The organism is Microbulbifer sp. HZ11, assembly GCF_000708675.1.
Classification (GTDB): Bacteria; Pseudomonadota; Gammaproteobacteria; order Pseudomonadales; family Cellvibrionaceae; genus Microbulbifer.
Genome location: NZ_JELR01000002.1, coordinates 1,322,316 through 1,335,633 on the forward strand (window position 1 = coordinate 1,322,316; position 13,318 = coordinate 1,335,633).

Here is a 13,318-nt window from a genome sequence, read left to right on the forward strand (position 1 = left end):
TCCGGGGTTAGACGCTGCGATTACGCCGCGTCTTCCTTACCTTTATCACCACCGATCACACCGCGCTGAAGCTGATCGCGCTCGATGGATTCGAACAGAGCTTTGAAGTTGCCTTCGCCGAAGCCTTCGTCTTCCTTGCGCTGAATAAACTCAAAAAACACTGGGCCCAGCATATTCGCGGAGAAGATCTGCAGTAGCAGACGGGGCTGGCCGCCTTCGGTAGTACCGTCCAGCAGGATGCCGCGTTTCTGGAATTCCTCGGTAGGTTCACCGTGGCCCGGCAGACGCTCTTCCAGCATTTCGTAATAGGTGTCCGGGGGCGGAGTCATAAACTGCATGCCCTGCGCCTTGAGGCGGTCCCAGCAGGCCAGCAGGTCGTCGCAGGCAAAGGCGATGTGCTGGATACCTTCACCGTTGTATTTCATCAAAAATTCTTCGATCTGGCCGCCGCCACCGGCGGCCTCTTCGTTCAGCGGGATGCGGATCTTGCCGTCCGGTGCGGTCATCGCCTTGGACAGCAGACCGGTGTATTCACCCTTGATATCGAAGTAGCGGATCTCGCGGAAGTTGAACAGGTCTTCGTAATACTTTGCCCAGTAGTCCATACGGCCGCGATATACATTGTGGGTCAGGTGATCCAGGGTATGGAAACCGCAGCCTTGCGGATGACGGTCCACGCCTTCCAACCAGTGAAAGTCGATATCGTAGATGCTCTCGCCTTCCTTATAGCGGTCGATCAGATACAGGGTGGCACCACCGATGCCCTTGATCGCCGGCAGGCGCAGTTCCATGGGGCCAGTTTCCACGTTCACCGGCTGAGCACCTTTCTTGATGGCTTCGTTGTAGGCAAAGGTGGCATCTTTCACTCGGAACGCCAGGCCACAGGCGGAGGGGCCGTGCTCGCGCGCGTAGTAGTCCGCGTGACTGCCTTTTTCGTAGTTGGTGATGAAGTTGATATCGCCCTGGCGCCACAGCTCCACGTCTTTGGTGCGATGGCGAGCCACCTTGGTGAAGCCCATGGCCTCGAACACGGTTTCCAGGATGCCTTTCTCCGGCGCGGTGAATTCCACGAATTCAAAGCCGTCCAGGCCCATGGGGTTCTCAAATAAATCGGCCATGTGATCCTCCATTTTATGATTGGAATCGTTATCGAGACCGGTAACGCGGCTTGTGGCCACGGTGGTCCGCTTGGTTTCAGGTGCAACGAATTTAGTTACGCGTGTAACTAATGTCAAGCATCCGGGGAGACCTCTGCTCGAGAGTAGAAGTGAAGGCTCAACTAGTGATAGATCCGGGGGGCGGGTTTGGGTGGGAAATTCGTGACTGAATAATGGATTCTAGTGCCAAAAATGGCCAGATAAAGGCCGCGATGAAAAACTGAGGGAAGGCGTAGAGAACGGTAGACTTCCGGGCCACAAAGGGCCCGGAGACAGGTGCGAACTAGAGTTCCGGCTCGGTCACCTTGGCAAGGTCACCCACCCCGGCCTCTTTCAGCAGGGAATCTACCAGTGGTGCCATGGCGCGGTGTTTCAGCGCACTGCCCACCAGGGCTTCCGGCAGGCTCTGGCTCTGGGATTCGCCATCGCCAATACCGCCACCAGCGCGGCCGCCAACGCCGTTCAGGCCTTCCACGGAGATGATCTTCATACCCTCGATCTTCTCCAGCGGACGTACGCTCTCACGCACGATGCTGGGCAGATTTTCGTGCAGGCTGAGTACGCGCTTGAGAGCAATCTGCGCTTCGCTCAGGCTGTTCATGGCTTCATTCATCAGGCGCTGACCTTCTGCGTCCACCGCGTATTTCTCGCGATCCGCTTCCACCTTGATACGCACCGCTTCCGCTTCAGCGCTCGCCTGCAGGCGCAGGGCTTCGGCCTTGTCTTCCGCCGCGGCTTTTTCCGCTTCTGCGGCGACCTTGATGGAGGTTGCTTGACGCTCGGCTTCCTTCTGCGCTTCGATAATCTCGATGCGCTTGTCACGCTCGGCCACTTCGACGTCTTTGGCGGTGCGCACCTGCTCTTCTGCTTTCACCGCTTCAGCACGCGCCACATTGGCCTGCTGATCGGCCAGGGACTGTTCTTTGGATTTTTCCGCGACCGCGATGGCGCGCTCCTGCTCGGCAATTTCCACCGATTTGGTTTTGGAAATACGCTGCTCATCCAGCACACGCTCGCGCTCGATCTCCTGCTCCTGCAGACGCTTTTCCTTCTCGATTTCCAGCAGGCGGGTGGCCTGCTCGGCGGCAATGCGGGACTGATCAATCTCGCGCTCCGCTTCGATTTCTGCCTGGCGAGCCGCTCGTTCCTGGGCAGCGGTTTCACGCGCGATGTCGGCCTTTTGTGCGGCTTCGCGGTTTTCCAGTTCGCGCTGTTGCTCGAGATGTGCGTAGCGTTTTTCTTTTTCAATCTCCAGGCGCTGGCGCTCGGCTTCCAGGTTTTTGGTTTCGATCTGGACGCGGGTTTCCTGCTCGACGTCATTCACTTCTTTGCGGCGCGCCTCAATGGAGCGCGTCATGCTGGCAAGACCTTCGGCGTCGAACACGTTATCCTGGTTGAAAAATTCCTTGCCGGTCTGATCCAGACCAGTCAGGGACACGGACTCCAGTTCGAGACCGTTTTTCAACAGATCCTCAGACACGACCTGCTGTACCTTCTGTACGAACTGGCTGCGCTGCTCATGCAGTTCCGCCATTTCCATTTCCGCGGCCACAGAGCGCAGAGCATCGACGAATTTACCCTCGATCATTTCTTTCAGCGCTTCCGGGTCCAGGGTGCGTACACCCAGGGTCTGGGCTGCGTTGGCGATGGCGTCGGTGTCCGGTTTAACCCGCAGGTAAAATTCGGCGAGCACATCTACACGCATGCGGTCTTTGGTGATCAGCGCCTGGTGCTCTTTGCGCGATACCGCGAGGCGCAGGGTGTTCATATTGACTGGAATGATTTCGTGCAGTACCGGCAGCACCAGCGCACCACCATTCATGATGACCTTCTGCCCGCCCATACCGGTGCGCACAAAGGAGCGCTCTTTGGACGCACGCGTATAAAGGCGCGCGAAAATTGTGCCGATAACGATCAGGCCGACAAGAACCGCCCCCGCCATGATCGCAATGTTGGATAGATTCTGAATCACTGAGTTTTCTCCAATTTAATTGTTATGCAGCAGATGCTCGTTGGTGGGTCGAATCACACGGAAACAGGCTCCGCGTTCTTCCACCAGCAAGACCTGCTCTCCCTGTGAAAAAATTTCACCAGTATCCGGTTCCACCATGACGTAATGGGTAGTCCCAAATTCATCACTAAAGCGCGCCTCTGCCGGTGATCCCGCGCTGGCTTCACCGATGGTGATGACTGCGACGCGGCCGATAAAAGTGTTGCGACCTACCGCTTCGGTTTCATCGCCAACCGCAAAACGGCGCAGTATATTCCCCACGAAGCGCACTTGCGGCAGCGCCAGAAGCAGCACCGGGATGGCCAGCAACCACCCGGGGAGTAACACCCCGAGTAGTGACTCACTGAACATCTGGATCAGCAGTCCGGTTACGCCGAAGCTCACCAGAAACGCCACCAGTAGTATCAGTGCCGGAACCTCCCCGAAACGCAACCAGCCGAGCAGTTTGGTGAGTACACCTCCCGCTTCGGTATCCGGTGCATCCAGATCGATGTCCATGTCCGGCAGCAGGTTGTCCAGCATGTCCGATATGCCAACACCAATCATCAACATCACACCTTCGAGCACGGCAATCATCAACATCAGTACCAGGGCACCGGTGAACAACTGATTGCCGTCTTGCAGAAAGAACCCCATCAGGCCTCCGTCTGGGTTTTGATTTTCGCCAGACGCTCCTTGATACGATTGCTGCGCGCCAGCTCTTCCAGCTCCGCCAGCTTGCTGGCATCGGCAGTAGATTCGGCGGTGGGCACACCGGCACTTTCCAAAATGCGGTTAAACGCACCAGTGGCCTGGTCGACCTTATCCGCAGTAGCGCGACTGCTACCGGACTGCTCGCCGGTGGCACCATTACTCACATGCTCGCTCGCCTTAACAAATTCCCGCAATTGTTCACGCATCTCACGTTTTTTGCCCTGCAATGCGGATATGTAGGAATTCAGTTCACCGATTTCCTGGTCAGTTTCCGCGATGGCTTTTTCCAGTACCGGGATCTGTGCCTCAATATCCATTTGTTTGGCGATCGCAGCCTCCGCGAGATCGTCACGGCCCTGCTGAACCGCTACTTCGATCTGCTCGCCGAGACTGGTGTGACGGGTGTTTTCATCGTTGAGGGTTTTGCTGCTCAGGTATTTTGCCGCTTCGGCTTTGCCCAGTTGATCGCGCACATCGGCAATGGCGTCATCGATTTCGCGAATGGCCTGCTCCATCACCAGTTGCGGTGTGGCATTTTCTACCGAGTCCACCACCGCATTGGCAGAGGCGGAGATAATGCGGGAGATACGTTTCATCAGTCCTTCTTTCATTGTAGTTTCCTTCCTCTTGTTAATCAGATTGTTGATGGTCAGCGTTCCAACAGCGCTTTCAGCCGTGTTCGGATTATTTCTGCCGTTTGTGGCTCCGCGATGCGCGGTTCATCCTGTAACGCAATAAGTAATATTTTTTCCAGAAATGCCTCTACAGCAGGCAGCGATTTCTGCTCGAGCGCCGGTGCCATCGGCTTCTGGTCGGCGCACACCTGAATCGCAGCGGCGCCTTCGCTCACCAGCTCCAGCAAGGCTTCCACCAGCAGGCTGCGGGGTTCTTCGTCGGCACAGCGGGCTTTCACCGGCAACATGGTTTCATTCGAGGCGAGATAGGCGCGGGCAAAACTCTCCACACCCACAGACTCCCTTGCCATGGCGATCAGCTCGCGCACCTTTTCACTCTGAGTGACGGCGCCATTGCGATCGATGGACATCAGGTAGGCGTAGTCTTCTGCGGAAAGTCGCGCCGATATGGATTGGCTTTTGTTGAGCATGGCATTCCCTGACTTGCGATGTATACAAAAGTACACACTGCGGCGCGGCGGGTCAATTACATTCCCTTACAACCGGAAACAGGTGAAATTTTGCGCCCAAGATTCATGCAAAGTTCGGCGTGGCACCAAATGTTTGCCGTAGGGAATTTCTGAAGACGAAAAAAAACCACCCGATGGGTGGTTATCAATACAGGGGTTAACCCTTTCACTGGCAGGTCCGGCCGAAACATCGGCAGGGCACCGGGGTCGACACTTGGAAGCACAGAATGCCATTTCTGTCCTTGCGCAATCCTTCACGCAACTACTTCTAAGTACCGACGCCGCTGCCCTGCCCCTCCTGGTTAACTTACTTCTCGACAAACGCGCGCTCGATCACGTATTCGTGAGGAATTCCCGCGCGGGTTTCCTTGAACCCCCAGTCGTCGAGAATATTGGTCAGATCTTTGAGCATGGCGGGAGAACCACACAGCATAAAGCGGTCTTCTTCCACATTCGGCTGGGGTACGCCCAGGTCGCGGAACATCTTGCCAGACAGCATCAGGTCGGTGAGACGGCCGTTGTTGCGGTAAGGCTCACGGGTTACCGTGGGGTAGTACAGCAGGCCTTCGCGGACCATCTCGCCAAAATACTCGTGTTCTGGCAACTCCTTCTCGATATAGTCCTGATAGGCCAGTTCGGACTTGAAGCGCACTCCGTGGGTTAGGATCACCTGGTCAAAGCGCTCGTAGACGTCCGGGTCCTTGATGATGCTCATAAACGGCGCCAGACCAGTGCCGGTGGACAGCAGCCACAGGCGCTTGCCCGGCAGCAGGTGATCGGCCACCAGAGTTCCAGTGGGCTTGCGACTGACGAAGATCTCGTCGCCGGGTTTGATCTTTTGCAGCTGGGAAGTCAGGGGGCCATCGGGTACCTTGATGCTGAAGAACTCCAGCTCGTCCTCATAATTGGCGCTGGCAATGGAATAGGCGCGCAGCAGTGGGCGACCATTGGGCTGCTCCAGGCCAATCATGGTGAAGTGGCCATTTTCGAAACGGAAACCGGGGTCGCGGCTGGTCTTAAAGCTGAACAGGGTGTCGTTCCAATGATGGACTTCGAGCACCGTCTCCTTATTCAAATTTGACATAACAATAGAACCACTTATTCCTGACCTTTTTGCTGGGTGAATTCTAGCGCTGGCACATCTATTGGCAAAATGGGATATTTCGATATTCGTTATCTATTTTGTGGATTAATGCCATGCGCTACTCCCTACGCCAACTGGAAGTCTTTCTGGCCTGCGCCCATTACCAGAACGTGAGCCGTGCCGCCGAGAGCCTGAACATGTCACAATCCGCGGCATCCACCGCACTCAAAGAGTTTGAACAACAGTTCGACCTGCGCCTGTTTGAGCGCACCGGCAAGCGCTTACGCCTGAACGAACTGGGGCGTCAGCTGTGGCCGCGGGCGGAAGAGCTCCTGGAACGGGCGCGGGAGCTGGAGGCCACCTTATTGGTACACAGCGACCTGGGCCGCCTGAAGATCGGCGCTACCCTCACCATTGGCAATTACCTCGCGGCAGGGATTATGGCCCGCTATATGGAAGAGCAACCGGGGGCACGGGTGGAGCTGGAAGTGGCAAATACAGCGGCCATTGCACAGGGCGTGCTCAATTTTGAACTGGACCTGGGCCTGATCGAAGGTGAACTCAACCACCCGGATCTGGAAATGATCCCCTGGCGGGACGACGAGCAGGTGGTGTTCTGCGCACCGGACCACCCCCTGGCAAAGCGCGCGCAGCTAAGTGATGAAGACCTGCGCGAGGCCACGTGGATTCTGCGGGAAACCGGTTCAGGCACCCGCCAGACTTTCGAACGGGCACTGGCAGGACTTCTACCTGAGCTGAATATAAGACTGGAGCTGCAGCACACCGAGGCAATCAAGCGCGCGGTGGAAGCGGGACTGGGCATCAGCTGCCTGTCCCGGGTGTCCCTGACCGATGCCTTCCGTCGCGGCGCCCTGGTGGAACTACCAGTGCCGCAGCGGGATTTCAGCCGCGAGTTTTACTTCGCCCTGCACCGACAGAAATACCGCAGCGCGGGTATCGAGCGCTGGCTGGAACTTTGCCGGCAAGCGCCCTAGCGAACGACCACAAAAATGATGGGTTATTCCTGACCCGCCTTGCGCGCGTCCAGGCGGCGGATAAATTCCTGCAGGATCAAACGGTACAGCTCCTTGCCCAGGTATTTATCTTCCACACCACTGTCGATGGACGGGTTGTCATTCACTTCGATTACAAAACCCTTGCCCGCTGACTCCTTTACATCCACACCGTAGAAACCGCGGCCGATGGGTTTTGTGGCTTTCAGTGCGGCCTGCAGCACCGGCTTTGGCACTTCAAAGGTCGGCAGTGTGGTAAAGCCACCGCTGACGGTTTTCTTGTTACCGTGGTTGTAGATCTGCCAGTGATTCTTCGCCATATAGTAGCGGCAGGCATACAGGGGTTTGTTATCCAGCACACCGATGCGCCAGTCGAATTCCGTATACAGGAATTCCTGAGCCAGCAGCAGGCTGGATTCCGCAAATAGCTCTTCCAGTTTGCCGTGCAACTCGTCTTCCGAATTGACCTTCACCACACCGCGGGAGAAGGAACCGTCGGGGATTTTGACCACCATTGGCAGCCCCAACTCTTCCATCGCCAGCTTCAGGCTCTCCTCGTCACCGCGGCGCAGGATGCGCGTGCGCGGTGCCGGCACCTTGTGGGTGTTGAACAGGTCCGCCAGATAAATCTTGTTGGTACAGCGCAGGATGCTGGTCGGATCGTCCAGCACTACCAGGCCTTCCGCTTCGGCTTTTTTGGCAAAGCGGTAGGTGTGGTGATCGATCGCCGTGGTCTCGCGGATAAACAGGCCGTCGAATTCCGACAGGCGCATGTAGTCCCCGGGGCCGATCAACTCCACCGACAGGCCCAGCTCGCGCCCGGCGCTGACAAATTTTTTGATCGCGGCACCATCGGACGGCGGTAGTTTTTCTTCCGGGTTCACCAGAATCGCCAGGTCGTAGCGGCTATTGCTCGGCTTCTTGTGCTGGCGCCATACCTTGTTGCTGAAATTGTCCAGCGCCTCGGCAAATTCGGTTTCCTCCGCCTCACTGAGATCCCGGTGCGAACACACCTTCAACTCGACGATTTCCCACTGGGGGTTCGCCTGCAAATGGATTTCCAGTACCGGGCAGGCGAAGCGATCAAACAGCGCACGCGCCAGCGGCTGTAGGGCGGGATCCGCGCAACGGCCGAAATAGGATTTCACTACCCGCAGGGTACCGGCTTCCGGCAGCGGTAGTTTTGCCAGCGCCGGGATCGCCTGGGACAGTTGCAGCTTATATAGCTGTGGCAGCGCCAGATCGTTCAGAGTGCGCACACTGGGCAGCACATTGTGGTTGCGCGCCTCCGCCAGCAGAGAACAGTAATAGCCCTCGCTGCGGTAGTCGTAATCCGCGCACAGGTTAATCACCCGCACCCGCTGGGAACGGGGCGGTAGCGCCAGGTAGTCGGCAAAGGTGATTACCCGCTCGCTGGGGTAATAGGGTGCCCAGTCGTCGGGCTCATCGATCACGATCAGGATCTGTGACATCGGTTGGGGGTCTGCCTCAATAAAAGGTGGGCGGCGTCGGGAGACGAAAATGCACTATCTCGGGAGGGCCTGGATAGCGGGTCAGAATTGGCCCGCTGGATGTGCGAAAGATAGAAGAAAAGCGGGGTTCTGCCTAATACTTTTTATGCTGTTTTTTAGCGCGATTCTGACTACCTTGCGGAGCCATAACCGACCGCTGACGCCACCGGAAGGCGAAGCTGTCACGATCAGCCATCATACCAATAAACATTGCCTGTAAGACCAATTGTGGTAGACTCAAGTGTGACTTTCAGCCTGTGGCTCTACGTCGCCACATCAGCAAGGCTTATATAACAACGATAGAATCTAGTGCTATGAAAAGCGATTATGTAGGAAATGGCCGCCGCATTTATCAGCAGGTGGTAGAAAAAATGTTGACCCTCCTCGACAGTGGCGAATATCCCCCCGGGGTGCGCCTGCCATCCGAGCGGGAGCTGTCGGAAATGTTCGACGTCAGCCGCCCCAGTATCCGAGAGGCAATCATCGCCCTGGAAGTGATGGGCCGGGTTGCCGTGCGCACCGGCTCCGGGGTTTATGTCATTGAGCCGGTAAATTCCTTTACCGACACCAAGGATTTCAGCCCGTTTGAACTGACCGAGGCGCGAGTGCTGATCGAAGGTGAACTGGCTGCCCTGGCGGCTACCATGATTACCGAAGAGCAGCTCGAAGACCTGCGCCTCGCTTACCGGGATATGGTGCGTGAAAACGAGGAAGGTAATCTGACCTCCGAACGCGCCGACCGCAAATTTCACGAAGTCATTTCCCGCGCGACCAACAACCGCGTGTTAATGAGCACCATCGACAAGCTGTGGGATATTCAGGAGCACTCCCCGGATATCCAGACGGTGCACAAAAACGTGTGCAAAAAAGACGGGCAAAAACGCCTGGCCGAACACAAAGCCATTCTGCAGGCCCTGGAAAATCACGACCCCTGCGCGGCGCGCAAGGCCATGCGCCTGCACTTCAACCGTTCGCTGAATGCACTGCATGATGCTTCGGAGGCCAGGGCAGTGGAAGTGGTACGCCGGGAAGTCTCCGAACGCCGCAAGCGCTTCTCCATTGACCGCCTGGGAGAAACCGCCGGTTTCTGATCCCTCCAAAACTAGCGCTAAATTTACAGGCCATATCGCCACCCGCGGTATGGCCTTTTTAGTGCACGGGAAAATATCTCACCAAAACACAGGCATAAAAAAGCCCGCACAAGGCGGGCGAATCATTTCCGACAGGCGGCACCTTGTCGGATGGAGAAGAGACAACCAATCAAACAAAACCGAAAACCTGCAGCCCTCACCGAGGGTATTGGACCGCAGATCTCCTATGCCCAGTACATAGGGCCTAAGGATAGCGCTTAGAACTTGGCTTTCAGGCCAAGGAATACACGCGGTCCATAGCTATTTACTTCACCCAGGTTATCCGTGGTGAAGAAGTACTGTTTCTTCGGCTCATCAAACAGGTTGATGGCTTCAAGGCTCAGCTTCACAGCCTCGGTCAGCTGGTACGAAGCTTTCATTTCCCACACACCAGTGTCACCAACGTAACGCAGGCGGGTACCGTTAGTGGTGTAGGGCTGGAAGTACTCACTGCGGTACTTGTAGATCAGGCTCGTATCTAGATCCCCGATCTGGTAGTACAGCTGGCCGGAGAATACGTTCTCAGAGAAACCGGGCAGGTTACCCGGGGCAATGATGCCCTGCTTCTCTGAAGTCACGTTGCCACTTTCATCAAGCACAACAGAGTCACCGTAGAGGCTGTCTTCGAACTCGAAGTCAGAGTCCGCGTAGTTGTAGCTCGCTTTCACACCCAGACCGCTCAGATAGCCCGGCAGGTAAGAGAAACGGTGAGTACCGGTAATCTCAATACCGCTCAAGGCACTGGTGTCTTCAGTAGTGCGAGTAATATCAAAAGATGCAGGGATTTGCTGACCATCAACACTCAGCATTTCGGTAACGTGCGCAGTTTCAAAACCACCCTGGAAACGCTTGTGGTAAATACCAAACGTCAGCATGGAGTCGTCATTCGGATACCATTCCAGCGCGGTATCGAAACTCCAGGACATCAACGGCTGCATATTCGGGTTGCCGTCGCCGTTCACGTCTTCCAGCAAATCCGCGATATCGGTGATTTCTTCGGAGCCGTTGGTTTCAAAAGTACGTGAATAACCGAGGTTGGACGGATCCGGACGGGACATGCCGCGATAAATCGCACCACGCCACATCAGATCGTCACGAATGTCTGCAATCACATTCAGACTTGGCAGCACCTCGGTATAGTCGCCACCGGCGGATACGCGCTCAAGCTCCGCACCCTCCACTTCGTCGATTGACAGAGTGCCGTCTTCGTTAGTGGTGATGGCATAGGGAGTGCGATAAGCCACAGACTCTACCTCAGTCTGCACAACACGAACACCGAAGTTACCACGTACCGGCAGGCTGGAAATGGAGGCATCAAAGTCCGCCATTACGTAGGCAGCAGTCGTAGTTTCGGTTACGTCAGTGGTACCACCACTTTTCTGCTCAAGCTCCGGGTAAGCAAAATCTTCGCCCAGATGCGCCAGCAGCATATCCGCCACACAATTGGTATCGAAGGTCGCCCAGGAGTTAGAACCGCCGATTACGTTGCCATTTTCATCAACATTGGTAATCAGGTTGCCGCTACCTTCCTTGGCCAGAAAATCGCTTTCCGCGAACTCCAGCGCACAGGCCTGGTTGATCTCGGCAATTTTTTCCTGATCGCTGCCCAGACTGATGCTGAATTCATCGCGCGCCGAGCCCAGATCCACATACTCCAGTTCGGAGAAGCGCAGGCCACCCTTAACGCCGGTGATAAATCCGTGATCCAGCGCCAGATCGAAGTCGGTGCGGAAAGCTTCAGTGGAGTTACGACGGTCTACATCGTTGTCGACACGGATGCGGTATGCATCGGAGAACAGAGTGTGATCGGTCACATCAAAATCAGTCACAGTGTACTGACGAATACCGGAGTCGAAGTCCCAGGCAACCAGCGGGCGATAGTTGGAACTTTCGCCATAGATATCTTTACTGTCTGACTGGGTGCGCAGCAGAATCTGGTTTTCAGTACGGGTCGTTTCCGAGAACGAATAGTCTGCGGAAACGGTAAGCTTGTCGGTAAACGCGTAGGCAACGTTCAAGCCGTAACCGAGGTAGTCTTCGGCACGCTCATAGGTTTCGCTGTTGGACTCGATAGCAGTCTCACCCATCCACTCCAGAACGGTGCCGGTGTCAGATACCACCAGATTCTCACCGGTCACACCGGGAGTAGCGCGCTTCATATTGGCAAAGTTCAGGTCGTGTCGCTGCTCGGCCTGAATGCGCTCGGACTGCTGCAGATCGAAGTTAATGTCGGTCTTATCATTCGGTTGGAACTGCAGCGCTACAAATACCGCGTCGCGCTCGTCAGAAGTATCGTTCTGGCGGTAGCCGTTAGAGCTGCCCACAAATGCAAACGGCGTGCCGTCGCTGATGGCTTTACCGGTTTCCGGGTCCACCGCAGTCTGGTAACCCTGGTTACTGGAACCATCAATCTGGTCTTCACAGTCACCGGCGGAGCCGCGGTAGAAACCCTCATTGGTATTGCTGGGGTCATTCAGACACGCCCACAGGGAGGTACCACTCGGGCTGGAAGAGCGCATCTCGGATTCCGGCTGGGAAATATCACTTCTTTCCACACCCAAAGACACACCGAACGCCATGCCGTTATCAAATTCAAACTGGTCGACATAGCTGGCACTGCCACGGAAGCCCATATCACCCGCCATGGAATCTTCCACGTTAAACTGGTTCGGGTTGATATTCGCTTTAGCGTCAATCTGGATACGCTGCTCGCCATATTCCAGCGGCTTCAGGGTTTCCAGAGCGATCAGACCGGCCACGCCACCTTCAATCAGGCTGGCGTCCTGGGTTTTGTAGATCGCAATTTTGTTCATCAGTTCGGACGGGAACTGGGAGAAGTTTACCGAGCGGTCACCACTACCGTTGGACGCAGCGCGTCCATTAATGGTGGTCGCGCTCAGGTATGGGCCCATACCACGGATGGAAATCTCGGTGGCACCACCGTTCTCGCGGTGGGAAGACGCACCGGTTACAGATTCGAGGGCTTCACCAATGGACAGCGCGGGCAGGTCACCAATTTCGTTCGCAGACATACCGTCTACGATGGTGGTGGAGTTGCGCTTGATATCGATTGTGGTCTGGATGGTGGCGCGGGTGCCGGTTACGACAACCTCTTCCAGCGCCTGGTCGGATTCTGCGATTGCAGTGTCCTGGGCCTGGGCTGCACCAACATAGGTCACTGCAGCAATTGCACTTACAAGAAGCGACTTCTTAAACGTTTTCTCGTTAGCCATTACATCTCTCGCGTCTTTATTATTATCACGCATGATTACCCCCAAGGAAGTCTGCGCTAGTTGATAGTAACAAGGGCGCCGTGCTCTGGCGCCTTATTCATCGCTCATATCGCGGTTTTTATTATCAGCCTCTTGACCAGTGACAACCGTTTTTACCGTTATTTGATCGGCTGTCCGCGATCTGGCTTGCACAAATTCTCACCTGCCCACAAGCCAGTCAACCAATTTTCAGAAAAACTTCACATTTTGGACTGACCCCTGCGTGTTTTTTGTGCATTTTATCGGAAAATTCTGCGCGGCGCACCAAAACCGGTCAAAAATCTGGAGAAAACTGGTTAACCC

Annotated in this window: 10 protein-coding genes; 2 read left to right on the plus strand and 8 right to left on the minus strand. The window is 55.8% G+C overall.

Annotated features, from left to right (window positions below; genetic code table 11):
• Positions 1–20 precede the first annotated feature (20 nt).
• The 6 genes from hppD to AU11_RS13225 all read right to left on the minus strand — a co-directional run bounded on the left by hppD (position 21) and on the right by AU11_RS13225 (position 6,089).
• Positions 21–1,118 carry a 4-hydroxyphenylpyruvate dioxygenase gene (gene hppD / locus AU11_RS13200; RefSeq protein WP_043320519.1) on the minus strand — a complete coding sequence of 366 codons (1,098 nt, stop codon included), beginning with the start codon at positions 1,116–1,118 and terminating at the stop codon, positions 21–23.
• A 322-nt stretch (positions 1,119–1,440) separates the two neighbouring features.
• Complete coding sequence (locus tag AU11_RS13205; protein ID WP_081848108.1) at positions 1,441–3,129, minus strand: flotillin family protein; 1,689 nt, start codon at positions 3,127–3,129, stop codon at positions 1,441–1,443.
• Positions 3,130–3,144: 15 nt separating this feature from the next.
• Positions 3,145–3,804, minus strand: a complete 660-nt coding sequence (locus AU11_RS13210; RefSeq protein ID WP_043319792.1) for a YqiJ family protein — start codon at positions 3,802–3,804, stop codon at positions 3,145–3,147.
• Positions 3,804–4,472, minus strand: coding sequence for a PspA/IM30 family protein (locus AU11_RS13215; protein WP_043319793.1), 669 nt, complete (start codon positions 4,470–4,472; stop codon positions 3,804–3,806). The genes AU11_RS13210 and AU11_RS13215 overlap by 1 nt, the downstream gene beginning before the upstream one ends.
• 38 nt (positions 4,473–4,510) lie before the next feature.
• A complete protein-coding gene (locus AU11_RS13220) occupies positions 4,511–4,966 on the minus strand; it encodes a hypothetical protein (RefSeq protein WP_043319794.1) in 456 nt (151 codons plus the stop codon).
• A 346-nt stretch (positions 4,967–5,312) separates the two neighbouring features.
• Entirely contained in the window at positions 5,313–6,089 is a 777-nt protein-coding gene (locus AU11_RS13225) for a ferredoxin--NADP reductase (protein ID WP_043319795.1), read from the minus strand.
• 113 nt (positions 6,090–6,202) lie between these two features.
• Between AU11_RS13225 and AU11_RS13230 the strand changes: the two genes are divergently transcribed.
• Positions 6,203–7,084 (plus strand): LysR family transcriptional regulator, encoded by an 882-nt coding sequence (locus tag AU11_RS13230; protein WP_043319796.1) that lies wholly within the window; start codon positions 6,203–6,205, stop codon positions 7,082–7,084.
• 23 nt (positions 7,085–7,107) lie between these two features.
• Here the strand turns inward: AU11_RS13230 and AU11_RS13235 are convergent, their stop codons facing one another.
• Positions 7,108–8,574, minus strand: a complete 1,467-nt coding sequence (locus AU11_RS13235; RefSeq protein WP_043319797.1) for a RimK family protein — start codon at positions 8,572–8,574, stop codon at positions 7,108–7,110.
• Positions 8,575–8,927: 353 nt separating this feature from the next.
• Between AU11_RS13235 and AU11_RS13240 the strand changes: the two genes are divergently transcribed.
• On the plus strand, positions 8,928–9,704 hold the full coding sequence (locus tag AU11_RS13240) for a FadR/GntR family transcriptional regulator (protein ID WP_043319798.1): 777 nt from the start codon (positions 8,928–8,930) through the stop codon (positions 9,702–9,704).
• Between the two features lie 257 nt (positions 9,705–9,961).
• Here AU11_RS13240 and AU11_RS13245 read toward each other — a convergent pair whose 3' ends face one another.
• The gene (locus AU11_RS13245; protein WP_043319799.1) at positions 9,962–13,009 is read right to left on the minus strand and encodes a TonB-dependent receptor; all 3,048 of its coding nucleotides are present in this window, start codon (positions 13,007–13,009) and stop codon (positions 9,962–9,964) included.
• Positions 13,010–13,318 lie beyond the last annotated feature (309 nt).

Coding starts and splice junctions, on each gene's coding strand:
- hppD (WP_043320519.1), bottom strand. CDS start 1,118: ATGGCCGATTTATTTGAGAACCCCATGGGCCTGGACGGCTTTGAATTC.
- AU11_RS13210 (WP_043319792.1), bottom strand. CDS start 3,804: ATGGGGTTCTTTCTGCAAGACGGCAATCAGTTGTTCACCGGTGCCCTG.
- AU11_RS13215 (WP_043319793.1), bottom strand. CDS start 4,472: ATGAAAGAAGGACTGATGAAACGTATCTCCCGCATTATCTCCGCCTCT.
- AU11_RS13220 (WP_043319794.1), bottom strand. CDS start 4,966: ATGCTCAACAAAAGCCAATCCATATCGGCGCGACTTTCCGCAGAAGAC.
- AU11_RS13225 (WP_043319795.1), bottom strand. CDS start 6,089: ATGTCAAATTTGAATAAGGAGACGGTGCTCGAAGTCCATCATTGGAAC.
- AU11_RS13230 (WP_043319796.1), top strand. CDS start 6,203: ATGCGCTACTCCCTACGCCAACTGGAAGTCTTTCTGGCCTGCGCCCAT.
- AU11_RS13235 (WP_043319797.1), bottom strand. CDS start 8,574: ATGTCACAGATCCTGATCGTGATCGATGAGCCCGACGACTGGGCACCC.
- AU11_RS13240 (WP_043319798.1), top strand. CDS start 8,928: ATGAAAAGCGATTATGTAGGAAATGGCCGCCGCATTTATCAGCAGGTG.
- AU11_RS13245 (WP_043319799.1), bottom strand. CDS start 13,009: ATGCGTGATAATAATAAAGACGCGAGAGATGTAATGGCTAACGAGAAA.